This is a genomic window from Streptomyces sp. JLBG701, from assembly GCF_058544905.1.
This window is the reverse complement of sequence record NZ_CM178588.1, coordinates 10,705,042-10,722,296: the sequence shown is the minus strand read 5'-3', so window position 1 is coordinate 10,722,296 and position 17,255 is coordinate 10,705,042. Positions and strand designations below refer to the sequence as shown.

Genomic DNA, 17,255 nt, shown 5'->3' with positions numbered 1-17,255 from the left:
GCCGCGACCGCCGGTGGGCTGTGGCTGTCCCACCGGCTGCGTCCCCCGCACACCATCCGCCAGCTTGAGCACGACACCGCCGGGGGGGGGAGCGATGACACCGCCGAGGGGGGAGCGATGACACCCCCTGTGTCAACCTCAGACCGCTTGAGCCAGTTCGGGCTGGGGCAAGAAGTGTTGTGCCGCGCCGTGTCGGGCGGGGTCGTAGGGTTCGTGGTGGAGCCAGCAGCGGTAGATCACGCGGACCCATGCGTGGGCCAGGACCCGGGTGGCGTGCGGGTGGTCCATGCCGCGGGCTCGGGCCCGCTGGTAGACGTCCGCCGCCCAGGCACTCTCGTGGCGGCTGTTGTCCGCGAAGGTCGTGATGGCCTGGCGGAGGCGTTTGTTGCAGGCCCAGCGGTAGGAGACCCCGCGCATGCGGCCGGACGCCTTGGTGACCGGGGCGACGCCGGCGAACGCGGCGACGGCGTCCGGGCTGTCGTAGGCGTCGCGGGAATCGCCCCACTCGGCCGGTTCCGCCGCGCCGTCGACGCGGTCGACGAGCGGATGGGCATCAAGGCCCTGGCGTATCCGGTCCCCGAGCACGCCAACAACCTCACCTGGAGCCTGGGCGGACTGACCGCGGTCTCGTTCGTGATCCTGCTGGTCACCGGCATCTACATCGCGCAGTTCTACTCACCCATGCCGGAGAACGCCAACCAGTCCGTCCGCGACCTCGTCACCGACGTCTGGCTGGGCGGCTTCGCCCGCGGCCTGCACTACTGGGCCGCCCAGACGATGTTCGTCATGGCACTGCTGCACCTGCTGCGCGTCTTCTTCCACGCCTCGTTCAAGAAACCCCGCGAGGGCAACTGGATCGTCGGCGTCGCGATGTTCCTGCTCACCTTCCTGGCCATCTTCACCGGCACGGTCATCAAGTGGGACCAGGAGGGGTACGAGGCGCTCATCCACAACCTGGACGTCGCCGAGCTGCTGGGCGGCGCGGGCGTCTGGTTCACCTCGGACCTCGCCGACCGGGTGCCGCTGCTGCTGCGCCTGTACACCGCCCACGCCGTGATCATCCCGGGGCTGATCCTGCTGCTGTTCGTCTGGCACGCCCTGCTGGTCAAGCGGCACAGAATCTCACCGCACCCGGATATCCCGGCGCCGGAGAGGGAGACGCCCGAGCCGTTCACCGCCCACCTGATGCGCGTCGCGTCGTTCGGGCTGGTGCTGCTCGGAGTGCTGTCCGCGCTGGCCGTCCTGGTGCCGCCGGTGATCGGGCCGACCCCGGTGGAGGGGATCGAGGTCACCCGCCCGCTGTGGATGTTCTGGTGGTTCTTCCCGATGGAGCAGTGGTTCGGCGTCGCCTCCATCGCCTTCGTCATCGTCGGCGTGTTCGGGCTGCTGTTCCTGGTGCCGTTCCTCGACCGCGGTCCCAAACGCCGGTGGCGGGAGCGGAAGGTGGCCACGGCCGCGGCTGTCGTCGTGCTCCTCGCACTGGCTGCGGTCACCGTGAACGTGTGGGTGAACAATCCGAGGGGGCACTGATGTATGCCGTCGACGCGCGGCGCGCCCGGCGCTGGTTCTGGGCCCTGCTCACCATCGCGGTGCTCGCGATGGGCGCCCTCTACCAGGGCCTGCGCTCCGCTCCCGGCCCCGGCACCGGCCTCTTCGTGGCGGTCAGCGCCCTCGTCCTGGTCGCGTCCACCGCCCAGGCGGGGCGGATCCTCACCGCGCTCGCCGGCCCGCCCCGCTTCCCGCGCCGGAAGCCGCCCGGCCGCGATGTCCCGGTCACAGAGTCCCGTCCCCAGGGGCGGAAGGAGACCCGAGCCATGGCACACCACGCTCCTCGCCGACATCACACGCGCCACCGATAGGTCATCTCAAAGAGCGCAGCACCGCGGTGCCCGGACCAGAACATTGCCGGCGCCGCGCCGGGGCGCCGGCTGCCCGTCGTCGCCGGGAATTTCCTAGTAGGGACCTCCGGCCCACTACTAATGACATTAGCCCTATATGGAGTGGTCGCCGACGGGATCAGCATGGGACGCGAGCGCGCTGTGGCAGGTCGAGTTCCCGACCACCCAGGACCGCCCCGTGCCCCGCCAGCGCGCCGGGCCGCTCCGGGACTATCCAACGCGGGCGATTTTGGTCGAGCTCGCCGACCGCCCGCTTCGGCGTCTGCGGCGGTACGGCGTTACGCCGCCTCGGATACACAGGTCACCCTGCGGAGCCTTACTAAAGCAATTAGTTTATTAGCGAGGGCTGCGCTCGATGCTCCACACGCACACCACCCGCCACCCGAAGGAGGAGTATCCATGCAGCATCACGTGGATCACCCGATGGGCCACCGCAAGGAGCGCAGCACCGCGGTGCTCGAACTGGGCGCGCTTCGGTGGGCGTCCCAGCAGAACGTCGCCGCCGCCGTCCTGGGGCGCCGACCCGGAGTGCTGGACGTCGAGGTCAACCCGGTGTCGGAGACGGCGACCGTGGTCTTCGACCCGAATCGCACCTCGCTGGCCGAGCTGCGCCGCTGGGTGGAGGAGTGCGGCTACCACTGCGCGGGCCAGTCCGTGCCCGCCCACCTGTGCGACCCGATGGCCGAGCCGGACCCGCCCGCGGCCCACGACGGGCACGCGGGACACGAGGGACATACGGCGGTCGCCGAGCCGTCGGCTCCCGTTGCCCACAAGGAACATGTCGGCCATGCCGGGCACGCGGGACACGTCGGCCATGCCGGGCACGCGGGACACGTCGGCCATGCCGAGCACGATGCGCACGCCGCACCGGAGGCGATGCCCTCTCCGCACGAGGTGATGGGTCACGGCGGGCACGGCGGCATGTCGATGGCGGCGATGGTGGCCGACATGCGCAACCGCTTCCTGGTGGCCGTACTGTTCTCCATCCCCATCGTCATCTGGTCGCCGATCGGCGAGGACGTCTTCGGACTGGACGTCCCAGTCCCATTCGGCCTGCGCGAGGACGTGTGGGCGCTGCTGCTGAGCCTGCCAGTGATCTTCTACTCGTGCACGATCTTCTTCGACGGCGCCGTACGCGCGCTCCGCGCCCGCACCCTGGACATGATGGTGCTGGTCGCGGTCGCCGTCGGCTCCGGCTGGACGTACTCGCTGATCGTCACTCTCACCGGCGGCGGCGACGTCTTCTATGAGGCGGCCACCGTGCTGGCCTCGTTCGTGCTGCTGGGCCACTGGTTCGAGATGCGCGCCCGGGGCGGCGCCAACGACGCCATCCGCACCCTCCTCGACCTCGCCCCGCCCAAGGCGCTCGTCCTGCGCGACGGCGAGCCGGTCGAGACCCCCACCGCCGAGGTTGCGGTGGGCGACCTGCTGCTGGTCCGCCCCGGCGCGAAGATCGCGGTCGACGGCGTGGTGGAGGAGGGCGAGAGCGACGTCGACGAGTCGATGGTCACCGGCGAGAGCCTGCCCGTGCACAAAGCCGTGGGGTCCCAGGTCGTCGGCGCGACCATCAACGCCAACGGCACTCTGCGGGTGCGCGCCACCAAGGTCGGCGCCGACACCGCCCTGGCCCAGATTGTCCAACTCGTCCAGCAGGCCCAGAACTCCAAGGCCCCCGGACAGCGGCTCGCGGACCGGGCCGCGTTCTGGCTGGTCTTCGTCGCCCTGCTCGGCGGTGCCGCGACGCTGGCCGTGTGGCTGCTGGCCACCGACCGCCCGCTCGGCACCGCGATGCTGTTCGCCATCACGGTCGTGGTCGTCACCTGCCCCGACGCCCTGGGCCTGGCCACCCCCACCGCGATCATGGTCGGCACCGGACTGGGAGCCAAGCGGGGCGTGTTGTTCAAGAACGCCGTCGGACTGGAGGCATCCGCCCGCATCCAGGTCGTCGTCATGGACAAGACCGGCACCCTGACCAAGGGCGAACCCGAAGTCACCGACGTCATCACCGCCGACGGCATGACCGAGACCGAACTGCTGCGCCTGGTCGCCGCGGTGGAACGGGAGTCCGAACACCCGCTGGCCGAGGCCGTCGTCCGCCACGCCGACGCACAGGCTGTGGGCGCGGTGCGCGCCGCGGGCTTCGAGAACGTCCCCGGACACGGCGCGATCGCCGATGTCGAGGGTCACCGCGTGGTCGTCGGCAACCACCGCCTGGCCGAGCGGGAAGAGATCGACCTGGGTGAACTGGCCCAGCGGCGCAAGGAGTTGGCCACCACCGGCCGCACCGTCGTCATCACCGCCGTCGACGGACGTGCCGCCGGTCTGATCGGTATCGCCGACGCGCCCCGCGAGACCTCCGCGCAGGCCGTAGCCGAACTGCACGCCCTCGGCGTCGAAGTGGTCATGCTCACCGGCGACAACCAGGCCACCGCCGACCGCATCGCCGGACAGCTCGGTATCGACACCGTGATCGCCGAGGTGCTGCCCGGCGACAAGGCCGCCAAGGTCGCCGAACTACAGCAGGGTGGCCGCAAGGTCGCCATGGTCGGCGACGGCGTCAACGACGCCCCCGCCCTCGCCCAGGCCGACCTCGGCATCGCCATCGGCGCCGGCACCGACGTCGCCATCGAGACCGCCGGCCTGGTGCTGATGCGCTCCGACCCGCTCGACGTCCCCACCGCCCTGCGCATCGGCCGCGGCACCCTGCGCAAGATGCGCCAGAACCTCGCCTGGGCCATCGGCTACAACTCCATCGCCCTGCCCATCGCCGCCGGCGTCTTCGAACCCGCCCTCGGCCTCGCCCTGCGCCCCGAGATCGCCGCGCTGTCCATGTCCGGCTCCAGCATCATCGTCGCCGTCAACGCCCTCGCCCTCAAACGCCTGCGACTGCCCACCGCACCGCCCGAGCCCGCCGAATCCACGCCGCGTACACCCATGGCTTCCGGACCGGCCCGCAGCACCTGACCAGGCGCCGACAGACAGGGCGCGACCCGGTGCGCACGTCGCGCGCACCCGTGCCCGGCCCGCTCCGCGCACCCCAGACGCCGAACAGCGCTCCCACGGCGCGGACTCCGCGCGCCGTCCACCACCCGTCAAGGGGAGGTTTCCCGGTGCAGACCCTGCGTACGTTCGGCTGGTCCTTCGGCGCCACCGCGCTCGGCCTCGTGGTCGCCCTGCTGGCCTGGGGCCCGGCGGGCCTGGCCGCGGTGGGCGTCCTCGCCATACTGGAGGTGTCGTTGTCGTTCGACAACGCCGTCGTCAACGCCACCGTGCTGCGGCGGATGAACGCCTTCTGGCAGAAAATCTTCCTCACTCTCGGCATCCTCATCGCCGTCTTCGGCATGCGGCTGCTCTTCCCGCTCCTTGTCGTCTCCACCACCACGGGCGACACACCGGCCTCCGTCCTGGACATGGCCATCAACCGCCCCGATACCTACGCCGAACACCTGGAGCACGCGAACGCGGCGATCGCCGCGTTCGGCGGGATCTTCCTGCTGATGATCGCCCTCGACTTCTTCCTCGACGAAGAGCGCGAGGTCCGCTGGCTGCGGGCCGTCGAGGGGCCGCTCGCCCGCGCCGCGCGGCTGGACCACCTCTCCGTCCTCGCCGCCCTCGCCGTGCTCGCCACCGCAGCCCAACTGCTGGCCGGCCCGAAGCAGAGCACGGTGCTGCTCGCCGGGGTGCTCGGACTGGTCACCTACCTGGTCGTCGACGGCCTGTCCCAGCTCTTCCAACGCGAGGGCGACCGCCCGGAGTCCGCCGACGAGTCACCCCAGGCCGCGTCGGCCCCGCGCGCGCCGGCCCGCGGGAGGGCGGCGTTCTTCCTCTTCCTGTACCTGGAGGTCCTCGACGCCTCGTTCTCCTTCGACGGCGTGATCGGTGCGTTCGCCATCAGCCAGAACATCTTCCAGATCGCCCTCGGCCTGGGCATCGGCGCGATGTACATCCGCTCCCTGACCGTGCACCTGGTCCGCCGGGGCACCCTGGACAGCTACGTCTACCTCGAACACGGCGCCCACTACGCCATCGGCGCCCTCGGCGTCATCCTCGTCGTCTCCATCCGCTACGACGTCCCCCAGGCCGTCACCGGCGCGATCGGCGTCGCCTTCATCCTCGCCGCCTTCCTGTCCTCCCTCGTCCGCAACCGCCGATCCCGGCAGGCCGCCGGCATCCTCGCGGCGAGCACGCCCCCGGGCCCCACCGCTTCCGTCCGTACCGGGCCAGAACCCTCACCGGGCGGCACCGAAGCCTGAGCGCTCCGCTGGAAGTCCGGTGCGTCGACCGCGGGTCCGTCGTGGCTGGTCGCGCCCGTGCGGCGGAGCCGCACATCGATACAGCCCCGCGCCCCTTTGGGGCGCTGCCGCACCGCACCGGACTGCGCCGGACCCGCTTACCGGGCCTTACAGGCGACGCCGACGGGCGGAACCGGGGCCGAACGGCCCTGCGCGGAAGGGACCCCCGGCCCACTACAGGCCCGCTCGGCCTCTGCCTGCGGAGCTCGCGCGGGAGCAGGATCAGCAGAATCCGAAATACCCGGTGGAGGTATACCAACCGTCCACCAACGGACATTGGAGGAGGACGCCATGCAGCACAAGAACTACGGCCCGTACGCGATCGCCGCGGCCATCCTCGTCGTGGGACTCGTCGCCCTGGGCGCGCCCCTGAACACCCTGCTGCTCCTGGCCCTCTTCGCCGCCTGCCCGCTGATGATGATGCTCATGATGCGCGGCATGCACGGAGGCGACGGCCACGACCAGCACAGCGGCCACGAAGGCCACCAGCACGACGACCGCCCCACCGACAGCCAGGACCGACTGCACAAGCACCTGTGACCGGCCCCCGCGCCGGTCCCGGGTGAAGGAGGTGGTGAGGCGTGATCACCACGCTGATCGGTGCACTGCTGTTCGCACTGGTGCTCACCGGCCTGGTCCGCGACACCGCACGGCTGTGCACCCTCTCCGCCCGGCACCGGCCGTCACTGGCCCGGCTGGGCGGCGGCCGGCCGCAGCCGTCGCCACCGAGCGGCAGCTCGCCCACCAGTTGCTGACCGGCCGGATCGACGCCGCCACCTATCGCCACCGGATGACCCGTCTCGCCCACCGCACGCCACACCCTGAGGGAGTTCGTCATGGCTGACGCCGCCTACGGCCTGTGGCCGCTGGTGATCCTCAACACCATCCTGTTCATCGTCTTCGCCGCCGGCTTCTTCCACCCGAAGACCAAGCGGGACTGGCGGGCCATGGGCGCCTACTCGGCGTTCCTGGTCGCCCTGTTCACCGAGATGTACGGCACCCCGCTGACCATCTACCTGCTCGGCAGCTGGCTCGGCTCCCGCTTCCCGCTGCTGAAGGACACCCACGCGGGCGGGCACCTTTGGAACGACCTGATCAACTGGCAGGGCGACCCGCACCTGAGCCCCTTCCACCTGGCCAGCTACGTCGGCATCGGCGTCGGCTTCTGGCTGATCGCCACCGCCTGGAAGGTCCTGCACGAAGCCGCCCAGCACAAGACGCTGGCCACCACCGGCCCGTACGCCTGGGTGCGTCACCCGCAGTACGACGGCTTCCTGCTCATCATGATCGGCTTCCTGCTGCAGTGGCCCACCATCCCCACCGTGATCATGTTCCCGGTCCTGGTGTACGTGTACACCAGGCTGGCCCGCAGCGAGGAACGCGAGGTGGCCAAGGAGTTCGGCGACGACTGGACCGCCTACGCCGTCCACACCCCCGCCTTCTGGCCCCACCTCCACCGTCCCGACCAGCCGCATCACGGCCCCACGGGAACGGGCGCCGACCCATCCAAGTCCCGCCCGCCCGCCGCCCGGAGGTGAACCCGTCATGGAAACCCTGGCCTGGGCCCTGGTAGCGGCACAGATCCTCACCATCGCCGCCTGCGCCACCCACTTCACCCGACGCCACCGGCGCTGGCCCACCGAACTCCCGCGCACGATTCACCGCACGGCCCCGGTCCTGCTCCTCACCGGCGCGCTGCCCCTTGCGGCTCTCCTCCCCATCGACGCACCCGCCCTGCTCTGGGACCTGTGGGGCGCCGGCTACACCGCCGCCGTCCTGGTCCACTCCGCCGCCGACACCTGGCGGGACCTGCCCGCCGCGCAGACCGCAGCCCAGTCACAGGGCACGACAGGCGTCCAAGTACGGGGGCGAGCAGCGTGAGGGTCGACACGGTCTCAGGCACGGGCTCCGCATCAGCCGAAACCACCGGCGGCACGCTTCTGGAAGCCCACGGAATCGAAAAGGCCTATCCGCGCGGAGTGTGGCCGCTGCGCCGCCGGGCCGAAGTCCTGCGTGGAGCCGACGTCACCCTGGCACCCGGCGAGATCGTGGGCCTGGTCGGCGAGAACGGCTCCGGCAAGAGCACCCTGATGAAGATCCTCGTCGGCGCGCTGGCCGCGACGCCGGCAGCGTGTCGTACGCCGGACGGCTGGGCTACTGCCCGCAGGAGCCCGTTCTCTACGAACGCCTCACCTGCGACGACCACTTCGAACTCTTCGGCCGCGCCTACGCCTTGACGGACGAGGCCGCCCGGCGCTCCCGCAGGTCCCTGTACGAGGCGCTCGGCTTCGAACGCTACGCCGCCACCCGCGCCGACCAACTGTCCGGCGGCACCCTGTCCAAGCTCAACCTCGGCCTGGCACTGCTGGCCGACCCGGACGTGCTGCTCCTCGACGAGCCGTACTCGGGCTTCGACTTCGACACCTACCTGCGCTTCTGGGACCTGGTCGCCGAACGCCGACAGACGGGCCGCTCGGTGCTGATCATCAGTCACTTCGTCACCGACGAACAGCGCTTCGACCGCATCCTGCAGCTTCGCGACGGCAGGACGGTGCCGAAATGACCCCGCTGACCGCCGCAGCGCGAGGGACCGGTCCGCTGCTCGTACGCCGCTTCCTGACCGACTACGCCCGCAACCGCGTCAACTTGCTCATGCTGCTCCTGGTACCGGGGGTGTTCGTGGCCGCGGCCTCCGGGTCCATCGCCAAGATCGGCGAACTGCTCAGCGGGACCGCCGCGCCCGGCGCGCAGGTGCAGACCGCCACCGCCGGGTGGGCGGCCGGTTTCATCGCGGCCGTCGCCATGTACTTCCAGGTCCGCGCCGCCCGTGCCGCCGACCGCCAGCTGGTGCTTGCCGGGCTGCCCGCACGCCGCCTTGCCACCGCCCGCGCGGTCACCGGCCTGGCGCTCGCCGTAGTGGCCTCAGCCGCGGCGGTGCTCACCCTCGCGGCCCGCACCGGCATCGCCCACCCGGGCCAGGTCATCGCCGGCACGTTCATGTTCGCCGTCATCTACCTGGCCGTCGGCGCCCTCCTCGGTGCCCTGGTCACCGGTCCGGTGAACGGCATCGTGCTGATCTTCTTCGTGTGGATCGTCGACGTCATGTTCGGCCCGGTCTTCGGCTCGGCGACCCGTCCGGTCGGCCGGGCGTTCCCGACCCACTTCGTCACCCTGTGGATGACCGACCTGCCCTCACACCACGCCGGTCGCGTCGGCGACCTCGGCTGGGCACTGGCCTGGACGTTCGGCGCCGCGCTCCTGGCGTGGACGGTGGTGACCCTGACCTCCCGCATCGCCCGCGCTCCCCGAAGCGTCCACCCGGGCACCATCACCGGTCAACTTCGGGCCGCGCTACGGGCGGGACTGCTGGACTGGGGCCGCAACCGAGTGCTGTGGGTGCTGCTCGCCGCCGTACCCACGATGTTCATCGTGCTCGCCACCGCGCTCGCCCCCGGCAGCAAGACCCGCATGACGGTGGACGAGAACGGCCGCCAAGTGAGCAGAGTCGTCGACCTCTCCTTCGCCGCCGGAGTCCACCCCGCCTTCATGGCCCCGATCGCCATCTCCACGCTCGCCGTCCTGGTCGGCATGTTCCTCACACTGGACTCCCGCGCCGCCGACCAGCGCCTGGTCCTGGCCGGGCAGCGCCCCGGCCCGTTGCTGGCCGCACGCCTCGCCCTCATCGCGATCGCCGCCCTGCTCATCGTCGGCGTGTCCCTGGCGGTCACCGCCGCCGTCGCCGACATCCGCCAGTGGGGCAGCTACATCGCCGCCAACATCCTCCTCGCCCTCACCTACGCCCTGCTCGGCGTGATCCTCGGGCCGGTCTTCGGGCGGATCGCCGGGGTGCTGGTCGCTTTCATGGTGCCCTTCCTCGACCTCGGCATCTACCAGGACCCCATGCTCTACGCCATGCCACCCACCTGGGCCCACTTCCTGCCCGGCTACGGCGGTTTCCGCGTCCTGACCGACGCCGTCCTCACCGGCAGCTTCGACCAGACCGGCCCGCTGCTGATCGCCCTCGCCTGGCTCGCGGGCATCACCGCGGCCGCCGCCGTAGTGTTCCGCCGCGGCATGCGCACCGCCCGGCGTACGAATGTGACGCGTCGTCCGCCGATCCCCAGGGCGCGACCAGCATGAGCATCACGGAAGCCGTGCGCCCCGTCGCGCACACCCGCAGACAGAAGCCGCAGGCGCGTCGCCGAGGATGAAAGGGACGGCATCCATGCTGCCTGCCGACTGGGACACGGTCCGGATGTTCGTGCACGTGCTCGCCGCCACCGTCTAGGTAGGCGGCCAGTTGACGCTGGCGGCGCTTGTACCAGTACTGCGGCGCCTCGGCTCGGACGTGCCGCGCGCGGCCGCCCGCCGGTTCAACCAGGTGGCCTGGCCGGCGTTCGCCGTGCTGGTGGCCACCGGCGTCTGGAACATCGTCGCCGAGCGGGACGAGATCACGGGAGGGTACGAGGTGACGCTCGTCGTCAAGCTCGTCACCGTCGCGGTCTCAGGTCTGACCGCGGCACTGCACGCACGGGCCCGCACCACGACCGGACTCGCCGTCTTCGGCGCTCTCACCGCGATCAGCGCACTCGCCGCTCTCTTCCTGGGCGTCATGCTCGCCGACTGACATCGCCACCGTGCTCCCGCTCGGGTTCGGCCCGGCCGGAGACGGTCTCGGGCACGCCGATCGGCTCCGTCATTCACTGACGTGGGGAGTTACCCGCCGAGGCGACCTGTGCCGTATCGACTCCGAGGCCGAGGGGACGTCCGCACGGCAGGTTCCATCGACCGGTCCTCCCAGAGAACTCGGTAGCAGAAAGCGGCACGCCGTCGAGCCGCCGGAAGACCGGGGCGGCAGCCCGAGAGCGTGCACCATCGCCGCGCGAATCACGGGAGGTTCGACCACCGCCGTGGTCCGGCCGCGCTCCTCCGCACGGGCGTCGAGCCAGGCGCCCACCCTGGCCATCAGGTCGCGGAGCGACTCCCCGCCGTGCGGGGCGGCTTCCGGTTCCGCCAACCAAGCGGTGACGGCGCCCGGTTCCGCCTCGGCTACCTCGTCCAGCGTCCGCCCCAGCCAGGAGCCGACGTCGAGAACGCGCAGTTGCGGCGCCTCTTCCGCTCGCAGTCCGAGAGCGCCGACGGTCTCGGGGCAGCGCGCCGACACGCCGTAATAACAGCGCGCGAACGCCGGAACAGACACCGCGCCCTCGCCCGTCCGCCGGAGCGCCACAGAATCCACAGAGGACCCGCCATCGAATCGGCCCACCGCTGCGCCTCACCCAACGCCGGTGAGATCAACATCACGCGCACCGTCACCCTCAAGCCCCCTCCCTCCCGTGATCGTCCCATCCACCGGGCACCGCACGGCAGTTGGGCCCCGGGGGCGCGTGGCGGGCACCCCCCCGTACGCCGTAGCGGCGCTGACCTGCACCCGGTACGGTCGCATGGACATGACGACGGTGCGACGGAAGCCGGTGAGACTCCGGTACGGCCGCGCCACTGTGTACTCCGCCCAAGCCCACGGCTGGGCACCGACGGGGAAGTCAGACCCCGCACCGTCGTAACGGCACCAATGACCGGGACGCGTGTTCCCCTGGAGGTTCTGCCATGGCTCAGTCCGCTGCGCCCACACCCGTCGTCGGCACCGCACCGGCGATCACCCCCGTCTCCCTCAAGGCCATCGCGCCCTGGGCCCTCTTCTTCGGCATCCTCATGTTCGTCCTGCTCTACTTCGTCGGCACCGAACAGGGCGTGACCTCGGTCTTCTCCGGCCAGGGCGTGCACGAGTGGGTCCACGACGGCCGGCACCTGCTCGGCTTCCCCTGCCACTGAGCGCGAGAAGGAGAACATCGTGGAACCCATCTCCGTACGAGCCCTGCTCGTCCGCGGCATGATCGCCGGACTCGCGGCCGGCGTACTCGCGCTCCTCGTGGCCTACTTCCTGGGCGAGCCCCAGGTCGACGCGGCCATCGCGTACGAGGACTCCCACAGCAGTGAACACGGCATGGAACTCGTCAGCCGCACCATGCAGGCCACCGGCGGCCTGGCGACCGGCGTCCTCATCTACGGCGTGGCACTCGGCGGTATCGCCGCGCTGGCCTTCTGCGTGGCGTGGGGCCGCATCGGTCGGTTCAGCCCGCGAGCGGCAGCGGCGCTGGTCTCCGTGGGCGGGCTCCTCGCCGTCTACGTGGTCCCGTTCCTCAAGTACCCGGCCAACCCACCGGCGGTCAGTGACCCGGACACACTCGGCAAGCGCACCGCCCTGTACTTCCTGATGATCGCCCTCAGCGTGCTGCTCGCCGTGGGAACCGTCATCCTCGGACGCCGGCTGGCCCCGCGTCTGGGCAACTGGTACGCCACAGTCGCCGCTTCGGCGGCCCTCGTCGTCCTGGTCGGGCTCGCATACGCGTTCCTCCCCGCGGTGAACGAAGCACCCGCCGACTTCTCCGCAACACTGATGTGGCGGTTCCGCGTCTCCGCACTCGCCATTCAGTGCGCACTGTGGGCCGGCTTCGGGCTTCTCTTCGGTCACCTCGCCGAACGGCTGCTCGTACCCGCGCCCGCCGGAGCCGGAAAGGGAGACTCGACGACCGCTCAGCGTGTTCCCGCGGCACCCTGAGACTCGAACGAACACGGAATATCAACAAGCCCAGAAGCAACAGCAAAACGGCACTCACCCCGGAACGGCCGCCGTCGCCAGCAAGCGACGGTGGCCGTTCCGTGCGTACACAACTGCCCTGCATCACGAGGTCGCTTCGGCGAAGGACGGCGCGAGCGGCCACACGCGGCCTCCGGCCGTGCAGGTCACGCCGCTGGATTTAACAATCCGTGCCCATGACAAAACTGCGGTGACTCCCCTAATCTACTTAGCGGTTGATTACCCCTGATCGACAGGAACCCCACTGGCATGTCTACGTTGCATGCCGTCCCGTCGACCGGTCAGTCACCAACGCAAGGCAGGACGCGATCTTGGCTGTGTCGGCGACAACAGGGGTGCCTTCAGGGTCGCGTGTGGCTTTCATCCCCCGACCACTGAGGAGACCCCTCGTGCGCACGAAGCTGCTCGCCGCGGCAACCGCCGCCACTCTCGCCACCCTGACGTTCGCCACCACCGCGCAGGCCAACCACTCCTGGGGCGGCTACCACTGGGCACGTACCTCGAACCCCTTCACCCTCAAGCTCGGCGACAACCTCAGCTCCACCTGGAAGAGCTACCTGAGCACGGCCTCGTCCGACTGGTCCACGTCCTCGGTCCTCGACACCACCATCGTGACCGGGCAGTCCAACAACAGCTGCCGGGCCACCACCGGCCGGGTCGAGGTGTGCAACAGAACCTACGGCAACAACGGCTGGCTGGGCCTCGCCTCGATATCGGTGACCGGCAGCACCCACATCAGCTCGGGCACCGTCAAGCTCAACGACACCTACTTCAACACGTCGACGTACAACACGCCGTCCTGGAGAACCATGGTGACGTGCCAGGAGGTCGGACACACCTTCGGCCTGGACCACCAGGACACGACGCAGACCAACGCCAACCTGGGCACCTGCATGGACTACACCAACACCCCCGACGGGCCGCCCAGCAACCTCCACCCCAACACACACGACTACGACCAGCTGGCCACCATCTACGCCCACCTCGACTCGACCAGCACCGTCGACCAGTCGGCGGCCGTCCCGCAGGTCGGCAACGACAAGGCCAGCTGGGGCAAGCGCGTGGCGCACTCCGCACACGGCGACACCTACGTCCGTGACTTCGGCGGCGGCAAGTCGGTGATCACCTTCGTGATCTGGGCAAGCTGACACCTACGCCTCGGGGCTGAGGCGGCCGGAACGTTCCGGCCGCCTCAGCCGATTCGCCTCGGGACGCCCGACTCCCCTTCTCAGTGGGCCATGACCGGCCCGTGTGACGGATCCGGGCGTCCCGCCGGCAACAGCAACGCACCGAGGGCGGCGACTGCGGCGGCGATGATCGCGCAGGCGGTGAAGGCGTCATCGAAGCCTCCGGTTCCGGCCGCCACGCCCGCGCCACCGCCCTCCAGACTCGCCCCGGCGATGGTCGAGATGACGGCGACACCGAGCGCCGCGCCGAGCTCGTGCGACGTACTCACCAGACCGGAGGCGAGGCCCATGTCCTGGTGCGGCAAGCCGTTCATCGCGGCTGTGGTGGCGCAGACGAACGCGGTGCCGAGAGCGAGCGACAACAACGCGAACCCGGGTACGAGGTCCGTCCAGACGCCGCTGTCCGCGTCCAGGCGGGTCAGCAGTGCCGCGCCGACAGCGGTCAGCGCGAAGGCGACGACGCCGACGACCTGCACATGGCGCTCACCGAAGCCGCCCATGCCTGGGTCCAGGGCGTGCGGGACAACCCCGACGTCCTGGCCATGCGCAAACCTCGTCAGCCGCGAACTGCACCACTTCCCCGAGCTCGGAACCGCCTGGCAGAAGCAGGCCCCCGGACGCCACCACCCGGCCGTGGCGGGCGCTGCAACAGCGCGTGGCCAAGGGCCGACTCGCCATCCCGGACCTGGAGGTGGCGATCATCCAGCTCTACTCACTGGTGCTCTATCCGCACCTGGTCTTCAGCGCGTACGGCACCGAGATCGACACCGCCCTCACCGACCGGCTGATCTCACGTGGGGTGGAGATGTTCCTGGACCACTACATGCCGACCGACGCAGAAGCTGTCTCCTGACGCCTGGCGATCGGCGCCTTGCCATGCGATGCCGTCAGCGAAACGCGGCCGTTGTTCCCATGTGGGCCGCCTGTGGTTCCGCGTCGACCGCCCGCGGTCTTCGGGGCGAACAGCCGCTCGGCCGGCGCCCCGAAGACAAGCCCTAAGGAGTACGTGAGGCTGCTCTACGTCGGCTCCTGGCGGGAATCACCGCCGACGGGCCAGGGCCGCACTGACGCGCCCGAGCCGACCCTGCCCGACCCAAGGGTGCGACGGCTCAGCCCCTGCTCGCAACAGCGTCCGCCAGCCTCGATGCCGCGAACTCGGTGCCGCAGGTGAACCGCAGCAACGGTCCGAAGGTCGCCGCCGCCTGGATGCCGGTGAAGTACAGCCCTGGCACGGACGACTGCAGGCCGGTGTCGAGGTGCGGGAACCCTCCTGTACGAGCCAGCCGGGCGCGCAGTTCAGGGGCGAGGAAGTCCAGCCCGTCGAGGCGGACCCGGTAGCCGGTGGCGGCCAGGACGTGGCCCGTCTCCAGTGTGCGCGTACGCCCTTCGCGATCCCTCGTGGTGAGCAGTACGCCCTCCCCATCCCCGTTCCGCCGCGCCCCGGTGATGTGCTGTCCCAGCCTCGTGGGCACGACGCCGTCCAGGCGCGGTTTGAGCCACCACGATCCGAACGGCCCGAGCACCCGCCGCACCAGCCGCAGGCGGGTGGCCGCGGGGAGGAAGCGGAAGGCCGCGGCCTGATGGACGACCGCGTAAAGCGCCCAGGAGCGCCCCAGCGGGGTGTCCGGCTGCCAGTGCGGCCCCGGTGTGGGACCGGATCCGAACACCAACTTGTCGGTTCGCGCGAGCAGTTTGACCCTCGCCCCGGCCTCGTGCAACAGCGCCGCGCTCTCCTGCGCCGACTGCCCGGCCCCCAGCACGACGACATCCCGCCCGGCAAAAGCCACGAGGTCGGCGCGCTGGGAGCTGTGCGAGACGAGCCCGTCGGGCACCAGGCCGGCAAGCGCGCCCGGAACGTAGGCGAACCCCTCCATCCCGCTGGCCACCACCACGACGCGCGCCTGCACCTCCTCACCGGAGGCGAGCTTGAGCCGGAACCCCTCGGAGTGCCGGTCGACCCCCAGCACTCGGACGTGCTCCACCTCGGGCACCAACTCCTCGGCGAACCACCGCCCGTACCGCGCGAACATCTCGACCGGAACCTGGTCGTGGCCGGACAGCCGGTCCTCCCCCGCCTGCCGGGCGTAGTCGTCCAGTGTGAATCCCGGTTCCGGCGCGCACAGCACCGACGCACTCGGCGGCGACTTCAGCAACATGCCCGCGGGCATGTTCTCGGCCCAGCTCGCCATCGGCGAGCCGAACACCCTGACACTCAGGCCGCGCGCCTTAAGGTGCGCGGCGGTGGACAGGCCGTACGGGCCCGCCCCGATGACGACAACGGTCTTGGACATGAATTCCCCCTTGGCGCAGGGCATTTGATCAACCCGCGCTCCGGCATGACATGGCAGGTCAGAACTGGACGCACACCGAAAGCCGCCGCGCACCGCAGCCATGACACGACGGCTCGGGACGCCGTGCCGGCAGTCAGATCGCGCGCAGCGGCAGGGAGAAGGGCGGACCGCGCCGGACGACGGCGCCCGCGAGGAGGAACTGAGCCGGAGAGCGTGGCGCGGACCGGGTATCGAAGTGGCGCCGCCCGGCAGCAGCGGCCGCGGTCAGGTCCAAGGACGTACGAACCGGCACGAACAGCCTGCGCAGCAGCTCGCGCAGATGCTCCCACTCGCGTGCGGCCACGTACAGCACGCGCCGTCGGCAGGTGTCGACACCGCGCAGCAGCACCGCGCACCACGAAGTCAGCACCACATGAGCGGCGACCACCGGCCAGCCCGCATGCGCGAAGGTCGGCCACAGGGCGTGGGCGGGGGTGTGGACCGCGTCGTCGGCCCGGACGAACCAGTAGCCCACCGCCACCTGCGCGACGGTCGCCAGCACCAACTGCCTCACCAGCGGCTTGTCCTGACCAGCGCCCGGCAGCGCGATGCCGAAGAGCACGAGAGCGGCGGCGGCGCGCACGCCCCACGAGGGGCTGGAGTCGAACGCCAGATGATGGACGGTTCCCGCAACGGCCGTACCGAGCACGGAGAACAGCCCGGCACGGGCAGCGGCCACTGGCACCGGACGCGGCACCCTGCCGAGACGTCGCACACGAGACACTTCCACCGAACCCCCCATGACTCACCCATGATGAGTTGGACCCGCGCTCGTGTCACCACCGCGTCGGGCGCCAAGGGCCGCTGTCACTGTCTCGTTACGCCTCCTGAGGGTCGCACCTGCTTGTAGGTACCGCAGCGAGCGCCGTGCTCCCCTCGCCCCCACACAC

General features: G+C 70.5%; 20 protein-coding genes and 1 pseudogene. 16 read left to right on the top strand and 5 right to left on the bottom strand.

Annotated features, from left to right (window positions below; genetic code table 11):
* Positions 1-138: 138 nt before the first annotated feature.
* A complete protein-coding gene (locus tag AC5DRG_RS49015) occupies positions 139-585 on the bottom strand; it encodes a transposase (RefSeq protein ID WP_491806808.1) in 447 nt (148 codons plus the stop codon).
* Between AC5DRG_RS49015 and AC5DRG_RS49010 the strand changes: the two genes are divergently transcribed.
* From AC5DRG_RS49010 to AC5DRG_RS48955, 12 genes are all read left to right on the top strand, one after another.
* Positions 547-1,530, top strand: coding sequence for a cytochrome b N-terminal domain-containing protein (locus AC5DRG_RS49010; RefSeq protein WP_491806807.1), 984 nt, complete (start codon positions 547-549; stop codon positions 1,528-1,530). The two genes, AC5DRG_RS49015 and AC5DRG_RS49010, sit on opposite strands and share 39 nt — an antisense overlap.
* Positions 1,530-1,859: a hypothetical protein gene (locus AC5DRG_RS49005; RefSeq protein ID WP_491806806.1), complete on the top strand. Its 330-nt coding sequence runs from the start codon at positions 1,530-1,532 to the stop codon at positions 1,857-1,859. The genes AC5DRG_RS49010 and AC5DRG_RS49005 overlap by 1 nt, the downstream gene beginning before the upstream one ends.
* 438 nt (positions 1,860-2,297) lie before the next feature.
* Entirely contained in the window at positions 2,298-4,862 is a 2,565-nt protein-coding gene (locus AC5DRG_RS49000) for a heavy metal translocating P-type ATPase (protein ID WP_491806805.1), read from the top strand.
* Positions 4,863-5,008: 146 nt separating this feature from the next.
* A complete protein-coding gene (locus AC5DRG_RS48995) occupies positions 5,009-6,151 on the top strand; it encodes a DUF475 domain-containing protein (protein WP_491806804.1) in 1,143 nt (380 codons plus the stop codon).
* Positions 6,152-6,481: 330 nt separating this feature from the next.
* A complete protein-coding gene (locus AC5DRG_RS48990; RefSeq protein ID WP_491806802.1) occupies positions 6,482-6,730 on the top strand; it encodes a DUF2933 domain-containing protein in 249 nt (82 codons plus the stop codon).
* Between the two features lie 41 nt (positions 6,731-6,771).
* Positions 6,772-6,945, top strand: a complete 174-nt coding sequence (locus AC5DRG_RS48985) for a hypothetical protein (protein ID WP_491806801.1) — start codon at positions 6,772-6,774, stop codon at positions 6,943-6,945.
* Positions 6,946-7,026: 81 nt separating this feature from the next.
* Positions 7,027-7,728 (top strand): methyltransferase family protein, encoded by a 702-nt coding sequence (locus AC5DRG_RS48980; RefSeq protein WP_491806800.1) that lies wholly within the window; start codon positions 7,027-7,029, stop codon positions 7,726-7,728.
* Positions 7,729-7,735: 7 nt separating this feature from the next.
* Positions 7,736-8,071 carry a hypothetical protein gene (locus AC5DRG_RS48975; protein ID WP_491806798.1) on the top strand — a complete coding sequence of 112 codons (336 nt, stop codon included), beginning with the start codon at positions 7,736-7,738 and terminating at the stop codon, positions 8,069-8,071.
* Positions 8,068-8,427, top strand: a complete 360-nt coding sequence (locus AC5DRG_RS48970; protein WP_491806797.1) for an ATP-binding cassette domain-containing protein — start codon at positions 8,068-8,070, stop codon at positions 8,425-8,427. The genes AC5DRG_RS48975 and AC5DRG_RS48970 overlap by 4 nt, the downstream gene beginning before the upstream one ends.
* Positions 8,322-8,753 (top strand): ATP-binding cassette domain-containing protein, encoded by a 432-nt coding sequence (locus AC5DRG_RS48965; protein WP_491806796.1) that lies wholly within the window; start codon positions 8,322-8,324, stop codon positions 8,751-8,753. The genes AC5DRG_RS48970 and AC5DRG_RS48965 overlap by 106 nt, the downstream gene beginning before the upstream one ends.
* On the top strand, positions 8,750-10,330 hold the full coding sequence (locus tag AC5DRG_RS48960; RefSeq protein ID WP_491806795.1) for an ABC transporter permease: 1,581 nt from the start codon (positions 8,750-8,752) through the stop codon (positions 10,328-10,330). The genes AC5DRG_RS48965 and AC5DRG_RS48960 overlap by 4 nt, the downstream gene beginning before the upstream one ends.
* A 160-nt stretch (positions 10,331-10,490) precedes the next feature.
* On the top strand, positions 10,491-10,817 hold the full coding sequence (locus tag AC5DRG_RS48955; RefSeq protein ID WP_491806794.1) for a hypothetical protein: 327 nt from the start codon (positions 10,491-10,493) through the stop codon (positions 10,815-10,817).
* Positions 10,818-10,890: 73 nt separating this feature from the next.
* On the opposite strand, the pseudogene AC5DRG_RS48950 reads toward AC5DRG_RS48955, so the two are convergent.
* A pseudogene (locus AC5DRG_RS48950) lies at positions 10,891-11,506 on the bottom strand (histidine phosphatase family protein).
* A gap of 291 nt (positions 11,507-11,797) precedes the next feature.
* Between AC5DRG_RS48950 and AC5DRG_RS48945 the strand changes: the two are divergent.
* The 3 genes from AC5DRG_RS48945 (at position 11,798) to AC5DRG_RS48935 (ending at position 13,996) form a co-directional block, all read left to right on the top strand.
* Complete coding sequence (locus AC5DRG_RS48945) at positions 11,798-12,022, top strand: CbtB domain-containing protein (protein ID WP_491806793.1); 225 nt, start codon at positions 11,798-11,800, stop codon at positions 12,020-12,022.
* A gap of 19 nt (positions 12,023-12,041) precedes the next feature.
* Positions 12,042-12,809 (top strand): CbtA family protein, encoded by a 768-nt coding sequence (locus AC5DRG_RS48940; RefSeq protein ID WP_491806792.1) that lies wholly within the window; start codon positions 12,042-12,044, stop codon positions 12,807-12,809.
* A 428-nt stretch (positions 12,810-13,237) separates the two neighbouring features.
* The gene (locus tag AC5DRG_RS48935) at positions 13,238-13,996 is read left to right on the top strand and encodes a zinc metalloprotease (RefSeq protein ID WP_491806791.1); all 759 of its coding nucleotides are present in this window, start codon (positions 13,238-13,240) and stop codon (positions 13,994-13,996) included.
* A gap of 80 nt (positions 13,997-14,076) precedes the next feature.
* Here the strand turns inward: AC5DRG_RS48935 and AC5DRG_RS48930 are convergent, their stop codons facing one another.
* Positions 14,077-14,535, bottom strand: coding sequence for a hypothetical protein (locus tag AC5DRG_RS48930; RefSeq protein ID WP_491806790.1), 459 nt, complete (start codon positions 14,533-14,535; stop codon positions 14,077-14,079).
* Positions 14,536-14,690: 155 nt separating this feature from the next.
* On the opposite strand from AC5DRG_RS48930, the gene AC5DRG_RS48925 reads away from it, so the two are divergent.
* Positions 14,691-14,888, top strand: a complete 198-nt coding sequence (locus AC5DRG_RS48925) for a TetR/AcrR family transcriptional regulator C-terminal domain-containing protein (RefSeq protein WP_491806788.1) — start codon at positions 14,691-14,693, stop codon at positions 14,886-14,888.
* A 256-nt stretch (positions 14,889-15,144) separates the two neighbouring features.
* Here the strand turns inward: AC5DRG_RS48925 and AC5DRG_RS48920 are convergent, their stop codons facing one another.
* Positions 15,145-16,326, bottom strand: a complete 1,182-nt coding sequence (locus AC5DRG_RS48920; protein ID WP_491806787.1) for an FAD-dependent oxidoreductase — start codon at positions 16,324-16,326, stop codon at positions 15,145-15,147.
* Positions 16,327-16,459: 133 nt separating this feature from the next.
* Complete coding sequence (locus AC5DRG_RS48915) at positions 16,460-17,050, bottom strand: hypothetical protein (protein ID WP_491806786.1); 591 nt, start codon at positions 17,048-17,050, stop codon at positions 16,460-16,462.
* Positions 17,051-17,255 lie beyond the last annotated feature (205 nt).